This is a genomic window from Croceibacterium mercuriale, assembly GCF_000802385.1.
Lineage (GTDB): Bacteria > Pseudomonadota > Alphaproteobacteria > Sphingomonadales > Sphingomonadaceae > Croceibacterium > Croceibacterium mercuriale.
In genome coordinates, this window is sequence record NZ_JTDN01000001.1 from 311,835 (window position 1) to 329,801 (window position 17,967).

Consider the following 17,967-nt stretch of genomic DNA (forward strand, 5'->3'; position numbering starts at 1 on the left):
GGGCCGGACCGGAACAGGACTGACAGGCACTCATGCTGTACCTGCTTGCAGAATATCTCGGCTTCGAAGGCCTCCTGAACCTCGTCAGGTATCAGACGTTCCGTGCCGGCGCGACGATGCTGACCGCGCTCGCCATCGGGCTGATGATCGGTCCCCGCTTCATCAACATGCTGCGCGTGCGGCAGGGCAAGGGCCAGCCGATCCGCGCCGACGGGCCGCCGACCCACCTGGCGAAGGTCGGCACGCCGACCATGGGCGGGCTGATGATCCTGACCAGCCTGGTGCTGTCCATGCTGTTGTGGATGAACCCGGCCAGCCCGTTCGCCTGGGCTTGCCTGGCGGTGACCGTCGGCTTCGGCCTCATCGGGTTCATGGACGATTACGACAAGGTCACGAAGAGCAGCCACAAGGGCGTGTCCGGCAAGGTGCGGTTGCTGCTGGAATTCGCCGTGGCCGGCGTCGCCTCGTGGATCATCGTCAGCCAGATCAGCACCAACCTGTATATCCCGTTCCTGTCGCTGGCCGTGCCGCTGGGGCCGTTCTACTACGTGTTCGCCGCGACCGTGATTGTCGGCTTCGGCAATGCGGTGAACCTGACGGACGGGCTGGACGGGCTGGCCACCATGCCGGTGGTGATCGCCGCGGGCGCCTTCATGATCATCTGCTATCTGGTCGGTCGCGTGGACTATTCCGAGTATCTGGGCATCCCGCATGTGGGCGGTACCGGGGAACTTGCGCTGTTCTGCGCCGGGATTATGGGGGCGGGCCTGGCCTTCCTGTGGTTCAACGCGCCGCCGGCGGCCGTGTTCATGGGCGACACCGGCAGCCTGGCCCTGGGCGGCGCACTGGGCGCGATCGCGGTGGCCGCACATCACGAGATCGTGCTGCTGATCATCGGCGGCCTGTTCGTGATGGAGACCGCCAGCGTCATCATCCAGGTGTTCTGGTTCAAGCGGACGGGCAAGCGCATCTTCCGTATGGCGCCGATCCATCATCATTTCGAACAGCTCGGCTGGAAGGAATCGACGGTCGTGATCCGCTTCTGGATCATCGCCATCGTGCTGGCCGTGCTGGGCCTGGCGACGCTCAAGGTCAGGTGATCACCTCCCCCACCTTCGCCGGTCGTCGCTATGCCGTGCTGGGCCTCGCCCGGTCCGGCATGGCGACGGTCGAGGCGCTGCTGGCAAGCGGCGCCCATGTGACGGCGTGGGACCGGCAGGACGGCCCCCGCGCGGCGCTGGCGGGGCGCTGCACGATTGCCGACCCACTCGAAATCGACCTTGCCGGCTTCGATGGCGTGGTGGTCAGCCCCGGCGTGCCGCTGAACACGCACCCGATTGCCGCGCGTGCGCGCGCCGCCGGCGTGCCGGTGATCGGCGACATCGAACTGTTTGCGCAGGCGCGCGCCAGCCTGCCGCCACACAAGGTAGTTGGCATCACCGGCACCAATGGCAAGTCCACCACCACCGCACTGCTGCATCATATCTGCGCGGTCGCCGGCCTGCCGGTCACGATGGGCGGCAATATCGGCCTGCCGATCCTGGCGCAGGAGCCGCTGCCGGAAGGTGGCGTCTATGTGCTGGAGCTGTCGAGCTACCAGATCGACCTCACCCGCAGCCTTGATTGCGACGTGGCGGTGCTGCTGAACGTCACGCCCGACCACCTCGACCGCTATGACGGGTTCGAAGGCTACAAGCAGTCGAAACTGCGCCTGTTCGGAATGCAGACGGAGCCGCATGCCGCCATCGTGGCCGATACGGACGAGAGTCTGCTGCAGCACATCCTTGACCTGCCGACCGGGCCGGGCACCCTGTCGCTGCCGCCTGAGGAGCCGAACTTCGCGGTTCATGACCAGGCTGCCTTCCCGGCGCTGCAAGGACCGCACAACGCGCAGAACATCTGGGCCGCGGCAGCAGTAGCGCAGGCCCTCGGCATCCCGGCCGAGGCGCTGGCCCACGCGCTCCGCACCTATCCCGGCCTGCCGCACCGGATGGAGCGGATCGGCGAGTTCGACGGGGTGCTGTTCGTGAACGACAGCAAGGCCACCAACCCCGCCTCGACCGCGCCGGCCCTGTCCGCCTATCCGCACGTGCACTGGATCGTCGGCGGCTTGCCCAAGGGTGACGATCTGGACGAATGCGCTTCCGGGTTCCCCCATGTCGTGCGGGCCTACACGATCGGCGAGGCCGGGCCGCACTTTGCCGATATCCTTGAATCTCACATGCCGGTCGAACGGTGCGAGATGATGTGCGAGGCCGTGCGGCGCGCGATCGCCTGCGCGCAGCCGGGCGAGGTGGTACTGCTGAGCCCCGCCTGCGCCAGCTTTGACCAGTTCCGCGATTACGAGAAGCGCGGGGATGCCTTCCGGGAGATCGTCCTCAGTCTCACCAGCGGAGCGGACGACGCCTGCTGCGATCCGGAACGTGCCGCATGAATGTCGCCCGCCCCTACGTGCCACGGCCCGGCGTCCGCCAGGCGGCCGGCGTGCAGTTTCCGCGCACGCGGCGTCAGCGGCTGCGCATCTGGTGGCAGGAGATCGACCGCCCGTTGCTGGCCATGGTGCTGCTGCTGATGGCGCTGGGCGCTCTGGCGGTGGCAGCCGCCAGCCCGGCGAGCGCGCGGCGCCTGTCGGGCAGCGAGGGCACGTTGCCCGACCTGTACTTCTTCTACCTGCACCTGCAGTTCCAGCTGCTGGGACTGGTGGTGCTGATCGCCACGTCGTTCCTGTCGCTGCCGCTGATCCGGCGCGGATCGATCCTGCTGACGGTGCTGATGCTGCTGGCGCTGGTGCTGGTCCCGCTGGTGGGGAGCGAGGTCAACGGTGCACGCCGCTGGCTGAACCTGGGCATCCGCTTCCAGCCGTCCGAGTTCCTGAAGCCGGTCTTCCTGGTGACGGTCGCGTGGGTGCTCAGCTGGCGGCTGCGCGATCCCGACCTGCCGGTGATCGGCGTCAGCGCCGGCCTGCTGGCGCTGGTCGTCGGGCTGCTGATGCTGCAGCCCAATCTGGGCGACGCGATCCTGTTCACCGGCGCCTGGTTCGTGCTGGTGCTGCTGGCGGGCCTGCCGCTGAAGCGCATCGGCATCCTGGGCGGGGCAGGCTTCGCCGCGCTGGTGATCGCGTATCTCACCTATGACAATGCCCGGCACCGGATCGACAGCTTCCTGGGCGGCGGCACCGCCTACGACCAGGTGGACCTGGCCCGCCGCACCATCATGAATGGCGGTTGGACCGGCAGCGGCCTGTGGCTGGGCCGGCGCAAGATGATGCTGCCGGAGGCGCATACCGACTACATCTTCTCCGTGATCGGGGAAGAGTTCGGTCTGCTGGTTTGCGCCTTCGTCGTCCTGGTCTATCTGGCGATCGTGCTGCGCGTGGTGCAGCGGATGATCGGCGAGGACAATCTGTTCACCCTGCTTTCGGCTACCGGCCTGATCGCCCTGTTCGGCGGGCAGGCCTTCATCAACATGCTGGTCAACCTGCAGCTGTTCCCGTCCAAGGGGATGACGCTGCCGCTGGTCAGCTATGGCGGCTCATCCACCATCGCGCAGTGCTTCCTGGTGGGGCTGCTGCTGGCGATCACGCGGCGCAATCCGTTCGTGGAACGCGAAGGCCTGCCCGGCTCCGGGCAGGAGCGCGGGCGATGACCGCACCGGGCGGGGAAAGCCCGCTGCCTGGCATCGTGTCGCGCCACTTCGTGCTGGTTGCCGGCGGCACCGGCGGGCACCTGACACCGGCCTACGCCCTGGCCCAGGAGCTGGAGCGGCGCGGTCATGTGGTGGCGCTGATCACCGATGCGCGCGGGGCCGCGATCCCCGGCAAGCCCGATTTCCTGCCGGCCCATGTCATGGCGGCGGGGCGGTTCACAAAAAATCCGCTCGGCTGGCCGGCGGCGCTGTCGGCCATGCTGGAAGGCCGCCGCATGGCGCGCGCGCTCTACAAGGGACTGCGCCCCACCGCCGTGGTCGGCTTCGGCGGCTATCCCGCTCTGCCCGCGCTGCTGGCGGCGAATGGCGAGAACATTCCGACTGTGATCCACGAACAGAATGCCGTGCTGGGCCGGGTTAACCGCCTGCTCGCCAGCCGGGTGGATGCGATCGCCACCGCTTACGAGAAGGTCGCCCGGCTCGATCCGGCACTGGCAGGCAAGGTGCACGTGGTGGGCAATCCGGTGCGGCCGGCGGTGCTGTCGCTGCGGGACGAGCCCTATCCGCTGGTTACGCCCGACGGGCCGATCCGTCTGCTGGTGACGGGCGGCAGCCAGGGTGCGCGGATCCTGTCCGATGTCGTGCCGCGGGGTCTGGCCTTGCTGCCGCCCGAGCTGCGCGCACGGTTGCAGGTGACGCAGCAGTGCCGGCCGGAGGATCTGGCCGGCGTGCGCGCCTTCTATGCGGAGAACGGCATCGCGGCCGATCTCGCCAGCTTCTTCGAGGACATGGACGCGCGTCTGGCGGGCACGCATCTGTTCGTCGGGCGGGCCGGCGCCAGCACCATCGCCGAACTGAGCGCGGCTGGGCGTCCGGCGATCCTGGTCCCGCTGCCCATCGCCACCGACGATCATCAGGCTGCCAACGCCGTCGAACTGGCGGCAGCCGGCGGGGCGCGGTCGATCCGGCAGCATCTGTTCACGCCCGAGGAACTGGCGCGACAGGTGGCCGAACTCGCCGCCGATCCGGAGGGGCTTGCCGTTGCCGCCCATGCCGCATGGAATTGCGGCCGACCCGATGCTGCGCGCGACCTGGCCGACCTGGTGGAAGGGTTCGGCGGCACCCCGGTGCAGGACGTGATCCGCACCGCTGCCGCCAAGCCGGCCACCGGCGCGGCGCTGGCCGGCGCGGTCAGCACGACGGATGCGGCGCAGTGAAGGGCGTCGGCACCGACATCGGCACGATCCACTTCGTCGGCATCGGCGGCATCGGCATGTCCGGTATTGCCGAGGTGATGCACAATCTGGGCTACCACGTGCAGGGCTCCGATCAGGCGGAGGGCGCCAGCGTGGAGCGGTTGCGTGGCCGCGGCATTCCGGTCAGCATCGGCCATGCGGCAGCCAACGTGGCCGGCGTAGCGGTGGTGGTCGTCTCCACTGCGGTGAAGCGCGACAATCCGGAGGTCGCCGCCGCCCTGTCCGCCCGCGTGCCGGTGGTGCGCCGGGCGGAGATGCTGGCGGAGCTGATGCGGCTGAAGAGCACGGTCGCGGTCGCCGGTACCCATGGCAAGACCACCACCACCAGCATGGTCGCCGCACTGCTGGATGCGGGCGGGGTGGACCCGACCGTGATCAATGGCGGCATCATCGAGCAGTACGGCTCCAACGCCCGGCTCGGCGCCAGCGAATGGATGGTGGTGGAGGCGGACGAGAGCGACGGCAGCTTCCTGCGGCTGGACGGGACGATCGCTGTCGTCACCAATATCGATCCGGAGCACCTGGATCATTACGGCAGCTTCGACGCGGTGCGCGAGGCGTTCGTGGAGTTCATCGAGAACGTGCCGTTCTATGGCGCGGCGGTGCTGTGCCTGGATCATCCGGAAGTGCAGCAGGTGATCGCCCGCGTGCGCGACCGGCGGATCGTGACCTACGGCTTCTCCGCCCAGGCGGACTGGCGCGCGGACCATGTGCGCAGCGGCGGGGGCGGCAACACCTTCGATGCGGTGCATGTGGCGCGCGATGGCAGCCGGCGGGTAATCGCCGATGTGCACCTGCCCATGCCAGGCCGGCACAATGTGCTGAACGCACTGGCCGCGATCGCGGTGGCGGCGGAGCTGGGCTGCGGTGACGAGGTGATCCGCACCGGCTTCGCCCGGTTCGGCGGCGTGCGCCGCCGCTTCACCCGCGTGGGCGAGGTGAATGGTGCTACGGTGATCGATGATTACGGCCATCATCCGGTGGAGATCCGCGCGGTGCTGTCGGCCGCGCGGGAGGCGGCCGAGGGCCGCGTGATCGCAGTTGTGCAGCCGCATCGCTATACCCGGCTGCGCGATCTGATGGGCGACTTCCAGGGTGCGTTCGGCGATGCCGACATGGTCTTCGCCGCGCCGGTCTATTCCGCAGGAGAGGCGCCGATCGACGGCGTCAGTTCGGCGACGCTGATCGAAGGGCTGCAGGCGCGCGGACAGCGGCAGGCCGGGCTGGTGCCCGACGCCGGGGCCCTGGCCGATGTACTGGCGCCGCTGGTGCAGCCCGGCGACATGGTGGTGTGCCTGGGCGCGGGCGACATCACCCGCTGGGCCGCGGACCTGGCGCCCGCCATTGCCGAGCGCCTGCCGGCCGTTGCCGGACAGCCGGCATGACCCGGCTGGATGACGCGCCGGTCGTGCGCGGCCGGCTGACCGCGAACGCGCCCTTGGACAAGCTCGTCTGGTTCAAGAGCGGGGGCGCGGCCGACTGGCTGTTCGAACCCGCCGATCAGGACGATCTGCTCGGCTTCCTGGAACAGATCGATCCCGTCACGCCGGTCATGGCGCTTGGGCTGGGGTCCAACCTGATCATCCGCGATGGCGGCGTGCCCGGCGTGGTGGTGCGGCTGGGCAAGCCGTTCTCCACGGTGGAGGTGCGCCGGGACCACGTGCTGGAATGTGGCGGCGGGGCCAGCGGCATCCTGGTCGCCAGCACCGCACGCGATGCGGGGATCGGCGGACTTGAGTTCCTGCGCGGCATTCCCGGCACGGTCGGCGGCTTCGTGCGCATGAATGGCGGCGCCTATGGCCGCGAGGTGGCGGATGTGCTGGTCGACTGCGACGTGGTGATGCCCGATGGTGCGGCGATCAGCGTGCCCGCGAGTGACCTGGGCTTCTCCTATCGTCACTCGCGCCTGCCCGACGGAGCGATCGTCACCGCGGCGCGGCTGCGCGGCATGCCGGACGATCCCGCCAGCATCGGCGCGGAGATGGACCGCATCGCTGCCGCGCGCGAGGCGACGCAGCCGCTGCGCAGCAAGACCGGCGGCTCCACCTTCAAGAATCCGGCCCCCGAGGTATCAAATGGCGAGAAGGCTTGGCAGCTGGTCGATCGGGCAGGGTGCCGCGGGCTGACCCGCGGCGGGGCGCAGGTCAGCGAGAAGCACACCAACTTCTTGATAAACACCGGCACTGCGAGCAGCGCGGATATCGAGCAGCTTGGCGAGGAAGTCCGCCGGCGGGTGGCGGAGCAGACAGGCGTGACGTTGGAATGGGAAATCAAGCGGGTGGGCCGGCCATGAGCGAACAGCAGGGCCAGTCGGGCATCGGCCTGCCGCATTTGCACATCGTCGTCCTCATGGGCGGCTGGGCGAGCGAGCGCCCCGTATCGCTGACCAGCGGGGCCGGCGTGGCCGACGCGCTGGAAAGCCGTGGCCACCGGGTGACCCGCATCGACATGGAGCGGGACGTTGCCGCGCGCATCGCGGCGGCGGCGCCGGATGTGGTGTTCAACGCGCTGCATGGCGTGCCGGGGGAAGATGGCACGGTGCAGGGCATGCTGGACCTGATGGGCGTGCCGTACACCCATTCGGGTCTCGCCACCTCCGTCATCGCGATCGACAAGGAACTGACCAAGCATGCGCTGGTCCCGCATGGCGTACCAATGCCGGGCGGGCGCATCGTGGACAGCGCCTCGCTGCACGAAGGTGATCCGCTGGTACGCCCCTATGTGCTGAAGCCGGTGAACGAGGGATCGAGCGTGGGCGTGGCGATCGTCATGGACGAGAGCAATTACGGCAACCCGATCCGCCCCGATGCCGCTGGTCCGTGGCAGGAATTCGGCCGCCTGCTGGCAGAGCCCTACATCCGCGGGCGCGAGCTGACCACGGCCGTGCTGGCCGGTTCGGACGGCCCGCGTGCGCTGATGGTGACGGAGCTGGTGCCGGAAAGCGGCTTCTACGATTTCGACGCCAAGTACACCGAGGGCATGACCCGGCACGTCTGCCCGGCGGAGATCCCGCCGGAGATCGAGCGGCTGTGCCTGGAATATGCCTTGCAGGCGCATCAGCTGCTGGGTTGCCGCGGGACCAGCCGGTCCGACTTCCGCTGGGATGACGAGCAGAGCGAGGCCGGGCTGTTCCTGCTCGAAACCAACACACAGCCGGGCATGACCCCGCTCAGCCTGGTGCCAGAGCAGGCGCGCGCCTGCGGGATCTCCTACGCCGATCTGGTGGAGCTGATCGTGGAGGATGCGCTGCGGCTGGCCGGGCGTCTGGCACCGGTCGATATCGGGCAGGCGGGCTGATGGCGCAGACCATCCGCCGCACCGGGCAGCGCAACGTCCGGCGCCAAGCGCGCGGCGCAGGCGCGGCGCAGAAGGCGCGGGCGGCCAAGGCGCATACCGGCGGCATGCTGGATGCGGCGGCCCGGCTGCTGCCGTTTACCGAGGAGCAGCTGCACAGGTTCTTCCTGGGTCTGATCCTGCTGGCGGCGGCGGTGGTCGCATGGCTGGTCGCCAGCCTGGCCGGGATCCCGGCGATGATCGGACAGCAGGCTGCCGTCGCGATCGGCGATGCCGGGTTCGAGGTGCGCCGGGTGGAGGTGCGCGGCGTAGCCCGGATGAACGAGGTCACCGTGTACGAGCGGGTGCTGGGTGTGCGCGACCGGGCGATGCCACTGGTCAGCCTGGGCGAGATGCGCAGCGCGCTGCTGCAATTGCCCTGGGTCGCCGATGCGCGGGTCTCGCGCCAGCTGCCCGACACGATCGTGGTCGATATCGTCGAACGCAGCCCGCGCGCGGTGCTGGAAGGTGGCGACGGCTCGCTGGCGCTGATCGATGGCAGCGGACAGCGGCTGGAGCGGGTGTCCCCGCAGGCGGCGCGTGGCCGCTTGCAGATCGCCGGCGAGGAGGCCGACCGGCAGGTGGAGGCGCTGGACGAACTGCTCGGCGCCGCGCCTGCCCTGCAGCCCCGGGTGGCGCGGGCGGAATGGGTCGGCAAGCGGCGCTGGGACCTGACCTTCACCACCGGGCAGGTGCTCGCATTGCCGCAAGGGGCGGAGCGCAGCCGCGCCGCGCTGCTCAGCTTTGCCCGGCTGGACGGGGTCAACCGGCTACTGGGCGGCAGCGTCGCCCGGTTCGACATGCGCAACCCCGACCGCATCTACATGCGCGTTCCCGGCCGTGCTCAGGAAGCCGCGCTGGCCAAGGCGGGCGACATCTGATGGCCGAACCCCGCATCACCCGCGTGATCGGCGCGGTCAATCTCGGCTCCTTCCGCATCTCGGCCATGATCGCCGGCGTGCAGGAGGACGGCACGCCCGTGATCCTGGGCAGTGGCCACCGGGCGAGCCAGGGCATCAAGCGCGGCTTCGTGACCGACATGGCGGCGGCGACCTACGCCGTGCGCGACGCGGTGGAGCGGGCCGAGAAGCTGGCCGGCACCAGCGTCCAGTCCGTCACGATCGCGGCGTCCGGCGCCGGCCTGACCACGCGGGTCGACCCGATCGAGATCGAGATCGGCGGTCGCCGGGTGGAAGAAGACGATCTGGAACAGCTGCTGCTGGCCGCGCGCGACACGCTGGAGCCGGACGGGCGCATGGTGCTGCACGCGACACCGGCCTGCTATTTCCTGGATGGTGCCGACGGCATCGCCAATCCGCTGGGCCTGCATGCCGATCGGCTGGGCGTCGACATCCACATGGTCCTGGCGGAAGGCGCACCGATGCGCAATCTGCGCGAAGCGGTGCAGAGCGCGCATCTGGACGTGGCGGCGCTGGTCGCCAGCCCGCTTGCCGCCGGGCTTGCCTGTCTCAGCGCGGAGGAGCGTGATCTGGGGGTGGCGCTGGTGGAACTGGGCGCGCAGGTCACCACCGTGTCGATCCATGCCGGCGGCGCATTGGTGGACATGGTGTGCATCCCGACCGGATCGGCCGACATCACCGACGCCATCGCCAGCGGCCTGGGCATCCGTCGCCATCAGGCGGAGCGGCTGAAATGTTTCCATGGCTCGGCGATCGCCAGCCCGGCCGATCACCGGGAGATGATCCCGGTCAACGGGCCGGGGGACGAGCAGATCGGCCCGCTCGCGCGCGGAGCGGACGATCGCAACCGGATCAGCCGGGCCGATCTTGTGAGCACGATCGTGACCGAGCTTGACCGGCAGGGTGGCGACATCGCGCGCGCGCTGGAGGCGATGGGCTATGCCGGCGCGGGTGCCCGGCATCAGCGCGGGCAGGTGGTGCTGACCGGCGGCGGTGCGGAACTGACCGGGCTGGCCGATTACATGCAGTCGGCACTGGGCCGACCGGTGCGGATCGGCAAGCCGCCCGCGCTGAAGGGCCTGCCGGAGGCGCATGCCGCGCCGGGCTTCTCCACCCTGGCGGGCCTGATCCTGCAGGTGCTGGAAGACCCCGCCGACATCCGCTTCCTCAGTCCGCGGCACGGCGCTGCGCAGCGCCAGTCCGGCATTGCCGGCGCCATCCGCGTATGGCGGGCGATGAAGGAGTATTTCTGACCGGCAGGCCCGACCTGGCACAGTCGGGCAGACTGTGGATAGCGCCCTGCCGCATTTTGCCTGTTATTCACGCTTTATGGCATTAGAGCGCTAGACGTCCCATCCGTTACCGCTCCGCAGGAGAGCTTTTGCAATGAGCATCAATATCGGCCCGCCCTCGGTTGAGGAACTGCGCCCCCGGATCACCGTGATCGGCGTGGGCGGGGCGGGCGGCAACGCCATCGCCAACATGATCGAGGCGCAGATCGAAGGTGTCGATTTCATCGTCGCCAACACCGATGCGCAGGCGCTGAACAATTCGCTGGCGGAGCACCGCATCCAGCTCGGCCCCGAATGCACCCGGGGCCTGGGCGCAGGCTCGCGCCCGGAAGTCGGCCGCGCGGCGGCGGAAGAGACGGTCGAGGAGATCGAGCGGGCGCTGGAAGGCGTGAACATGGTGTTCATCGCGGCGGGCATGGGCGGCGGCACCGGCACCGGGGCGGCGCCCGTGATCGCGGAGATCGCGCGCGACAAGGGCATCCTGACCGTGGGCGTGGTGACCAAGCCGTTCCTGTTCGAAGGCACCCGCCGGATGCGTTCGGCGGAGGCCGGGATCGAGGAACTGCAGAAGTCGGTCGATACGCTGATCGTCATTCCCAACCAGAACCTGTTCCTGATCGCCAAGGCGGAAACCACCTTCAAGGAGGCGTTCCTGCTGGGTGACGAGGTGCTGCAGCAGGGTGTACGGTCCATTACCGACCTGATGGTGATGCCGGGCCTGATCAACCTCGACTTCGCCGACGTGCGTTCCGTGATGGGCGAGATGGGCAAGGCGATGATGGGCACGGGCGAGGGCGAGGGCCCGAACCGCGCGCTGGAAGCGGCGGAGAAGGCGATCGCCAACCCGCTGCTGGATGGCGTGTCGATGCAGGGCGCCAAGGGCGTGATCATCTCCATCATCGGTGGCGAGGACATGAAGCTGCTGGAGATCGACGAGGCGGCCAACCACATCCGCGAACTGGTCGATCCCGAGGCGAACATCATCTGGGGTTCCGCCTTCAATCCCGACCTGGAAGGCAAGATCCGCGTCTCTGTGGTCGCCACCGGGATCGAGACCCCGGGCGAGCAGGTTCCAACCCCGGTCCAGCAGCGAGCCGCCGCGACGCAGCCCTCCGGCCTGGGTGCCGGCCGCGGTCTGCGCCGTCCGGCGATCGCCTCGACCCCTCCGGCAGCAAGCCCGGCGGCGGCCGAGCCGGCCCCGCGTCCCGCGCCGACCGAACCGCGGCAGTTCGCGCCGGCCGCTGCCACCACCACCCAGTCGGAACCCGTTGCGGCGAACCTGACGGACGATTCCGATGCGGACCGGCAGGATGATGATACGCTGGAGCTGACGCTGGACACGTTGCACGACGATCACTCCGACCAGCAGGACGAACTGTTGCTGGACGAAAGCGACATGAGCGCGCGCCCGGCGGACCAGCATGCCGTCAGTGCGGCGGCGCAGCGTCGCCGGATCGTGGCCGGTGGCCAGAGCCTGGCGGCGGATGCAACCGCAGCTACATCGGGTTCGCTGTTCGAGCGGATGTCCACCGTCTCCCGCCCGGCGGCTCGCGCACCGGAACCGGTGGCGGAGCAGCCTGCACCTGCCCCGACCCCGGCTCCCGCACCGGCGCCCAAGCCGGCCTCCGGAGGGTTGCGCATTCCCCGCTTCCTTGGGCGGCAGAGCAATCAGTAAGCTGGGCCATCCTGCAGACCGTCCGCTGCGTGCTGCGAAAGCAGGCGCGCCGGACGGCTGCACCCCATATGCCATGATGGCCGAGGGACGGGCCAGAGCAGCCGGGCGACACCTGCTTCCCCTGGCAATCCTGGCCTTGCCGGTGCTGTTCCCCGCCACGCCGGCGTTCGCGCAGGCCGTGGTGCAGGCGATCCCCGGGCCCGAGGCCGACCGTCTGGCCGAGGCGATGCGCGTTCTGGCGCAGCAACCGGAGGATCTCGCGGCGTTGCTGCAGGCCGGGGATGCCGCGCTCTATCTGGGTGACCTGGCGGCGGCGCAGAGCTTCTACGCGCGCGCGCGCGATGTCGCGCCGCAGGATGGGCGGGTCGCGGCCGGCCATGCCGTGCTGCTGGTCCGGCAGGACCGCCCGGCGGATGCGTTGGCTGCGTTCGATGCGGCGGAGGCCGTCGGCACCGACCTGACCGCCTATGCGGCCGATCGCGGGCTCGCCTATGATCTGGTCGGCAACAATGCGGCGGCGCAGGTCGAATATGATCGCGCGCTGAGCCTGGGCCCGGATGACCGTGTGACGTTGCGGCTGGCGATCAGCCAGGCGATCGCCGGCGATCGCACCGGGTTCGAGGCGACGCTGCTGCCGCTGCTGCAGCAAGGCGACCTGTCGGCGTTCCGCATGCGGGCCTTCGCGCTTGCCATCAACGGGCAGCAGGACGAGGCCGTGTCGATCGCCCAGACCATGCTGCCGGAGCGGCTGTCCAGCCGCCTGGCGCCCTACCTTCGCTACATGCCCCGGCTGACCCGCGCACAGCAGGCGGCCGCGGCGCATCTGGGCCGTTTTCCGCAGGCGCATCAGATCGGACAGGACGATCCGGCGATTGCCGCTTTGGCGCGGCAAGCTCCGGCGCGGGCGGTCACGCCGCCTCAGGTGGCAACGGTCGATGCCCGCCTGGTGCCGGGTGGCGCGGCCATGGGGTCGACGCCGGCGCCCGCGCCCGCGCAACCTGTCCAGCAGCAGGCGGTCGAACCGGTGGCAGTGCCGGTCGTTCAGCCTCTGCCCGAGCCTGTGCCGCAGCAATTGCCGCCGGTGTTTGCGGCTGTCAGCCAGGAACTGGCCCCGGTCAGCCATTCTGCTCCGGCGTCAGCCCCGGTTCCGGCACCGCTCCCGACCCCGGCATCGCAGCCGGTGGTGGTCGCCGTTCTGGAACAGCCGGGTCAGCTCGCGGCAGGGCCTGTCGCGACCGTGCCCGACTATGTGCCTGCATATCCGCCACCGCCGGCATATGTGCCCCCGACCGGGTATGTGCCGACGGAGGGATCTGTGCCGCCGTCCGAGTACGTGCCGGCACCAGCCATCGTGGCGTCGGCCGAGCTTGCGCCTGTTCAGGACGCACCTGCATCTGAGACCGTGACTGCCGATGCACCGGCACCCGAGTTCGCCGAGGCGCCCCCGGTCGCACCGGCACCGGAGTTCGCCGAAGCGCCCGCACCCGCACCCGCACCTCAAGTGGCGGAGACCCAGGTGCCGCTCGACATGGCCGGTGCGTTCGCGACCTTTGTCCAGCCGGCGGCGATGCCCGATCCGGTCGCTGCGGGCGGCGTCGACATCACCACCATCGCTCCGCCGCGGGAACGCCCCAAGCCGCCGCCGGCCCCACCGGCTCCGCCGGCGCCGCCGCCGGTGCCCAGCCGGCACTGGGTGCAGCTGGCGACCGGCCGCGACAGCGCCGCGCTCGGGTTCGACTGGCGGCGGATCCGCCGCGCCGCCGGCGAGCTGCTGCAGTCGGCCAAGCCGCACCTGGCCGACTGGGACGGCCGCACGCGCCTGCTGGCCGGACCGTACACCTCCGCCGAGGCGGAGGCGCTGGTCGCGTCGCTGAAGGAAGCCGGGGTCGACAGCTTCCAGTTCACCAGCGCGCGGGGGGAGGATGTGCGCGCGCTTGACTGACCGGGCGGGCGCACCGCTTGTTTCCGTGATGATTGTGCACACCTTGCCAACAGGCAATATCGCTTATGCCCCGCAGCCTTGCGCCGGCGGTTTGCCTTTGCCCCGCCGCAGCGGGCAAAGCGGGGCCATGACGACGAAACGGAACGGGGCCGCATGAATACCGAGCGGGATGTGATGGAAGAAGCGGACGACGCCGCGCCGGTCGAGATGCTGGCCCAGCTGTTCGAGGCCCATGGCTGGCCGTGCGAGCAGGTGAGCGAGGAAGAGATCAGCGGCGAGATCCAGGGCAGCTGGACCAGCTACCAGCTGCGCTGCGTCTGGCGTGCGGAGGATCGCGTGCTGCAGATCCTCTGCCTGCCCGAGATCCGCGTGCCGGATGCCAAGCGTCGCCACGCGCAGGAGCTGCTGACCCTGATCAACGAACAGGTCTGGCTGGGCCATTTCGAGATGTGGTCGAATGGCGGCGTGCTGCTGTATCGCCACGGCCTGATGCTGGGGGACGAAGGCATGCTGAGCATCGCCATGGCGAGCCAGGCGATCGAGAGCGCCGTGGCCGAATGCGACCGGTTCTATCCCGCGTTCCAGTTCGTGCTGTGGGGCGACAAGCGCCCGCGCGAGGCACTGGAAGCGGCCCTAGTCGATGCCGCCGGGGAGGCCTGATCCGATGGTGAGCACCGTCCTGCTGGTCGGCTGTGGCAACATGGCCGGGGCGATGCTGCGCGGCTGGCTGGCCGGCGGCATGGAGGTTGACCGCTTCACGGTGGTCGATCCGCGCGCAACGGGCCTGCCAGCCGGTGTGCGGCACCTGCCGGAGTTGCCAGCGGGGGAGCAGTTCGATGCAATCCTGCTGGGCATCAAGCCGCAGGGACTGGATGAGGCGGCGCCGTCGATTGCGCCACTGGCCGGGCCCGGCACCATCGTGCTGTCGCTGCTGGCAGGTGTCGAGCTTTCCAGCCTGCGCCAGCGCTTTGCCGACGCGGGCGGGCTGGTGCGGATCATGCCGAACCTCGCCGTGGCGCTGGGCAAGAGCCCTGTGGCGCTGGCGGCGGACAGGCTGAACGATGCTGAGCGGGAGGCGGTGTTCACGCTGATGCAGCCGCTGGGTACGCCGGAATGGTTCGACGAGGCCGACTTCGACCTGGTTACCGCCCTGGCCGGCTCCGGCCCGGCCTTCGTCTATCGCTACATCGATGCGCTGGCGGCGGCCGCGCGGGAGCTGGGCATGGCGCCGGACAAGGCCGCCCGGCTGGCCGTGGCGATGGCGGAAGGCGCATCGGCGCTGGCAGCGAGCAGCCCGGAGGACCCCGGGGTCCTGGCCGATCGCGTCGCCAGCCCCGGCGGGGTGACCCGCGCCGGGCTGGACGTGCTCGACGAAGCGGGCGCGATCAACGAGCTGGCGCTCGAATGCCTGCGGGCGGCACGCGACCGGAGTGCCGCCATGGCGGCGGAGGCGCGCACCGCCTGACGGGGTGTCAACGCCGCGCGAACTCGCGGGCGGGCAGCGTATCCAGCACCAGCGCGCCGACCACAAAGGCGAGGGTGCCCCTAGGCGATCCCGTTGCGCGGACTGTTGCGCACGGCGGCGCTGGTCGCGGCGATATCCAGCACTTCGCCTGCGGCACGCGCCCAGGCGTTGATCGGCGTGGCGAGCAGGCCGGCCCCGGCGATCAGTTCACGCGCGTGATCTTGCGGCTGGCCAGCAGTTCGCCAAGGCCGAGCATGATGGAAAGGATACCGAGGCCGATCTTGCGGTGATCCATGCAGGTCTCCCGTGTGCAGAGGATGACGGAGCAGCATCCCGACGAGCAGGGTTCCCGACCCGGCCAGGGAACGCCGTGTATCAAAGGATTGCTGATTTCGGCGCTTTTTGCCGGCCGTCCGGTTTTCCTTGAAAGCGCGCTGCCGAAGGATGATATTGCCTGGTGACGAGCGGCCCCCATCGGGCCGTCATATACGGAGACTGGATTTACATGGCAGACTGGAACGACCCCCGTGGCAGGCAGGGCTTCGGCCGCTCCGCATTCGGTGCGTCGCCGAGCCAGGCTGGCGACGTCCGCACGGTCAACGATGCGGGCCTGCGCAAGCACATGCTTTCCATCTACAACTACATGGCATCGGGCGTGCTGCTAACCGGCGTCGTCGCGATGCTGACCGCGCAGTCCGGACTGGCCTACAGCTTCGCCAGCGGACCGATGATGTGGCTGGTGGCGCTCTCGCCGCTGGCGATCGTCTTCGCGATGAGCTTCGGCGCCAACAAGTTCAGTACCGGTACGCTGCAGATGCTGTTCTGGGGCTTCGCGTTGCTGATGGGCCTGTCGCTGTCGACCATCTTCCTGGTCTATACCGGGGCGTCCATCGCGGCGACGTTCTTCGCCACGGCCGGCGCCTTCGCGGGGCTCAGCCTGTTCGGCTACACCACGCAGAAGAACCTGTCCGCAATGGGCAGCTTCCTGATCATGGGCGTGATCGGCCTGATCATTGCCAGCCTGATCAACATGTTCCTGCAGTCTGAAGCCCTGATGTGGGCCATCAGCTTCATTGGCGTGCTGATCTTCGCCGGCCTGACCGCCTATGACACGCAACGGCTGAAGGCAGAGTACCTGCAGGTGCAGCGCATGAAGGTGACCAATCCTGGCGCCGTGGCGGCCTTCCCGCTGGGCAAGATGGTGATCATGGGTGCGCTGACCCTGTATCTGGATTTCATCAACATGTTCATGTTCCTGCTGCGCTTCATGGGCGCGCAGCGCGACTGATCCCCGTTGAGGCAGGCAGTGCCGGTCCCGGCCTGCCTGCCCGGAAATCGACTGATCGTGCCCGGATTGCTTCATTGCAATCCGGGCATTTTCTTTGTGCTGTGAAGGCGTTACACCACCGCCACTGGACATGGCGCAAGGCGGATGCGGCCGAGAGGGCGGCTCCGTAACATCAGGGACGATTTTCACATGCAATCCACTTTGCCGGCCTCGTTGGGCAAGGCGTTGAAGGTTACCCTCGTCACGGCGGCGATCGGCCTGCTGGCAGCGTGCGCCAAGGCACCGCCGCCGCCGCCCCCGCCGCCCCCGCCGCCGCCGCCCGTGGTGGAGGCCGTGCCGTACCGCCCGATCCCGCCGGCAGGTGCGCCATACGCGATGGTCATCCCGCAACGCGGGATCGACGGGCAGCGGGTCACGGTGAACAGCAATCTCGACGAGAACGAGACGCTGTGGCACTTCCGCTCCGCCTGGAACGTCGCCGCCCTGAACTGTTCCGAGGACGCGGCCTTCGCGCCCGTGACGGAGCAGTACGGCAAGTTCCTGACCGGCAATGCCCGCCGGCTGACCGCGGCGAACAACGCGATCGATCAGAAGTTCCGCCGCGCCAACAACAATGACCGGCGCGCCGCGATCCGCGACCGGGAAGAGCACATGACCTCGGTTTACAACTTCTTCGCCAGCCCCGGTGCGCGGGCGTCCTTCTGTCAGGAGGCGCTGAACATCGCCAACGAGGCGGCCGCTACGCCGCCGACCGACGTGGATGTCTTCGCCAGCGCGGGTCTGGCACGCTACCTTGCGGTGTTCGAAGGCTTCTTCCAGGAATATGAGGGTTACCAGACCGCATCGCGCGCCTGGGATTCGCAATATGGCGCCCGCTATGGCGCGTCACAGCCGGGCTATGTCGCCATCTACGGTTCCGGCGAGCCGAGCGTCGCCACCAGCCTGGCCGACGCGTCGCAGCCGGTACTGGCCGGCACCGTGACGGATGAGACCGGCGCGACCATCCCGATCATCGCCGTTCCCGCGGCAGCCAACAGCTCGCCTGTGGTCCAGCCTGTTGCCAACGACGCACCGGCGAACTGACCGCATATCCGCTAGCGGTTGGAGGGGGCACAAACCCCTTTCACCCGCTAGCGATTGCCGCTAAGGGG

General features: G+C 69.2%; 16 protein-coding genes. All 16 read left to right on the plus strand.

All coding sequences use genetic code 11. From position 1 onward, the window contains the following. Window positions 1-32 precede the first annotated feature (32 nt). The 16 genes from mraY (at window position 33) to PK98_RS01570 (ending at window position 17,899) form a co-directional block, all read left to right on the plus strand. Window positions 33-1,100, plus strand: coding sequence for a phospho-N-acetylmuramoyl-pentapeptide-transferase (gene mraY, locus PK98_RS01500; RefSeq protein ID WP_039093756.1), 1,068 nt, complete (start codon window positions 33-35; stop codon window positions 1,098-1,100). Further along, a complete protein-coding gene (murD, locus tag PK98_RS01505) occupies window positions 1,097-2,434 on the plus strand; it encodes a UDP-N-acetylmuramoyl-L-alanine--D-glutamate ligase (RefSeq protein WP_039093758.1) in 1,338 nt (445 codons plus the stop codon). The genes mraY and murD overlap by 4 nt, the downstream gene beginning before the upstream one ends. After that, a complete protein-coding gene (locus tag PK98_RS01510; RefSeq protein WP_039093760.1) occupies window positions 2,431-3,645 on the plus strand; it encodes an FtsW/RodA/SpoVE family cell cycle protein in 1,215 nt (404 codons plus the stop codon). Before murD ends, PK98_RS01510 begins: the two co-directional genes overlap by 4 nt. Next, window positions 3,642-4,862: an undecaprenyldiphospho-muramoylpentapeptide beta-N-acetylglucosaminyltransferase gene (gene murG / locus PK98_RS01515; protein ID WP_052207867.1), complete on the plus strand. Its 1,221-nt coding sequence runs from the start codon at window positions 3,642-3,644 to the stop codon at window positions 4,860-4,862. The genes PK98_RS01510 and murG overlap by 4 nt, the downstream gene beginning before the upstream one ends. Then, complete coding sequence (gene murC / locus PK98_RS01520) at window positions 4,859-6,286, plus strand: UDP-N-acetylmuramate--L-alanine ligase (protein WP_039093762.1); 1,428 nt, start codon at window positions 4,859-4,861, stop codon at window positions 6,284-6,286. The genes murG and murC overlap by 4 nt, the downstream gene beginning before the upstream one ends. Beyond that, entirely contained in the window at window positions 6,283-7,194 is a 912-nt protein-coding gene (gene murB, locus PK98_RS01525) for a UDP-N-acetylmuramate dehydrogenase (protein WP_039093764.1), read from the plus strand. Before murC ends, murB begins: the two co-directional genes overlap by 4 nt. Further along, the gene (locus tag PK98_RS01530) at window positions 7,191-8,198 is read left to right on the plus strand and encodes a D-alanine--D-alanine ligase (protein WP_052207868.1); all 1,008 of its coding nucleotides are present in this window, start codon (window positions 7,191-7,193) and stop codon (window positions 8,196-8,198) included. Before murB ends, PK98_RS01530 begins: the two co-directional genes overlap by 4 nt. Further along, on the plus strand, window positions 8,198-9,115 hold the full coding sequence (locus PK98_RS01535) for a cell division protein FtsQ/DivIB (RefSeq protein ID WP_039093766.1): 918 nt from the start codon (window positions 8,198-8,200) through the stop codon (window positions 9,113-9,115). The genes PK98_RS01530 and PK98_RS01535 overlap by 1 nt, the downstream gene beginning before the upstream one ends. Then, window positions 9,115-10,407: a cell division protein FtsA gene (ftsA, locus tag PK98_RS01540; RefSeq protein WP_039093768.1), complete on the plus strand. Its 1,293-nt coding sequence runs from the start codon at window positions 9,115-9,117 to the stop codon at window positions 10,405-10,407. Before PK98_RS01535 ends, ftsA begins: the two co-directional genes overlap by 1 nt. Before the next feature lie 133 nt (window positions 10,408-10,540). After that, window positions 10,541-12,121 (plus strand): cell division protein FtsZ, encoded by a 1,581-nt coding sequence (gene ftsZ / locus PK98_RS01545; protein WP_039093769.1) that lies wholly within the window; start codon window positions 10,541-10,543, stop codon window positions 12,119-12,121. A gap of 73 nt (window positions 12,122-12,194) precedes the next feature. Then, window positions 12,195-14,063, plus strand: a complete 1,869-nt coding sequence (locus PK98_RS01550) for a hypothetical protein (RefSeq protein WP_161792386.1) — start codon at window positions 12,195-12,197, stop codon at window positions 14,061-14,063. A gap of 153 nt (window positions 14,064-14,216) precedes the next feature. Beyond that, the gene (locus tag PK98_RS01555) at window positions 14,217-14,723 is read left to right on the plus strand and encodes a type III secretion system chaperone family protein (protein WP_039096094.1); all 507 of its coding nucleotides are present in this window, start codon (window positions 14,217-14,219) and stop codon (window positions 14,721-14,723) included. A gap of 4 nt (window positions 14,724-14,727) precedes the next feature. Continuing rightward, window positions 14,728-15,528 carry a pyrroline-5-carboxylate reductase family protein gene (locus PK98_RS01560; protein ID WP_039093771.1) on the plus strand — a complete coding sequence of 267 codons (801 nt, stop codon included), beginning with the start codon at window positions 14,728-14,730 and terminating at the stop codon, window positions 15,526-15,528. A 317-nt stretch (window positions 15,529-15,845) separates the two neighbouring features. Further along, window positions 15,846-15,989 (plus strand): hypothetical protein, encoded by a 144-nt coding sequence (locus PK98_RS16980; RefSeq protein WP_161792387.1) that lies wholly within the window; start codon window positions 15,846-15,848, stop codon window positions 15,987-15,989. Between the two features lie 44 nt (window positions 15,990-16,033). After that, a complete protein-coding gene (locus PK98_RS01565) occupies window positions 16,034-16,816 on the plus strand; it encodes a Bax inhibitor-1/YccA family protein (RefSeq protein ID WP_039093772.1) in 783 nt (260 codons plus the stop codon). 189 nt (window positions 16,817-17,005) lie between these two features. Beyond that, complete coding sequence (locus tag PK98_RS01570; protein ID WP_152608506.1) at window positions 17,006-17,899, plus strand: hypothetical protein; 894 nt, start codon at window positions 17,006-17,008, stop codon at window positions 17,897-17,899. Window positions 17,900-17,967: the final 68 nt, after the last annotated feature.

What these genes read in the sequence shown, in the direction of transcription:
- mraY (WP_039093756.1), top strand. Translation starts at nt 33, where the DNA reads ATGCTGTACCTGCTTGCAGAATATCTCGGCTTCGAAGGCCTCCTGAAC.
- PK98_RS01560 (WP_039093771.1), top strand. Translation starts at nt 14,728, where the DNA reads ATGGTGAGCACCGTCCTGCTGGTCGGCTGTGGCAACATGGCCGGGGCG.
- PK98_RS01550 (WP_161792386.1), top strand. Translation starts at nt 12,195, where the DNA reads ATGATGGCCGAGGGACGGGCCAGAGCAGCCGGGCGACACCTGCTTCCC.
- PK98_RS16980 (WP_161792387.1), top strand. Translation starts at nt 15,846, where the DNA reads ATGACGGAGCAGCATCCCGACGAGCAGGGTTCCCGACCCGGCCAGGGA.
- PK98_RS01530 (WP_052207868.1), top strand. Translation starts at nt 7,191, where the DNA reads ATGAGCGAACAGCAGGGCCAGTCGGGCATCGGCCTGCCGCATTTGCAC.
- PK98_RS01535 (WP_039093766.1), top strand. Translation starts at nt 8,198, where the DNA reads ATGGCGCAGACCATCCGCCGCACCGGGCAGCGCAACGTCCGGCGCCAA.
- murB (WP_039093764.1), top strand. Translation starts at nt 6,283, where the DNA reads ATGACCCGGCTGGATGACGCGCCGGTCGTGCGCGGCCGGCTGACCGCG.
- PK98_RS01570 (WP_152608506.1), top strand. Translation starts at nt 17,006, where the DNA reads ATGCAATCCACTTTGCCGGCCTCGTTGGGCAAGGCGTTGAAGGTTACC.
- PK98_RS01555 (WP_039096094.1), top strand. Translation starts at nt 14,217, where the DNA reads ATGAATACCGAGCGGGATGTGATGGAAGAAGCGGACGACGCCGCGCCG.
- ftsZ (WP_039093769.1), top strand. Translation starts at nt 10,541, where the DNA reads ATGAGCATCAATATCGGCCCGCCCTCGGTTGAGGAACTGCGCCCCCGG.
- ftsA (WP_039093768.1), top strand. Translation starts at nt 9,115, where the DNA reads ATGGCCGAACCCCGCATCACCCGCGTGATCGGCGCGGTCAATCTCGGC.
- PK98_RS01565 (WP_039093772.1), top strand. Translation starts at nt 16,034, where the DNA reads ATGGCAGACTGGAACGACCCCCGTGGCAGGCAGGGCTTCGGCCGCTCC.
- murG (WP_052207867.1), top strand. Translation starts at nt 3,642, where the DNA reads ATGACCGCACCGGGCGGGGAAAGCCCGCTGCCTGGCATCGTGTCGCGC.
- PK98_RS01510 (WP_039093760.1), top strand. Translation starts at nt 2,431, where the DNA reads ATGAATGTCGCCCGCCCCTACGTGCCACGGCCCGGCGTCCGCCAGGCG.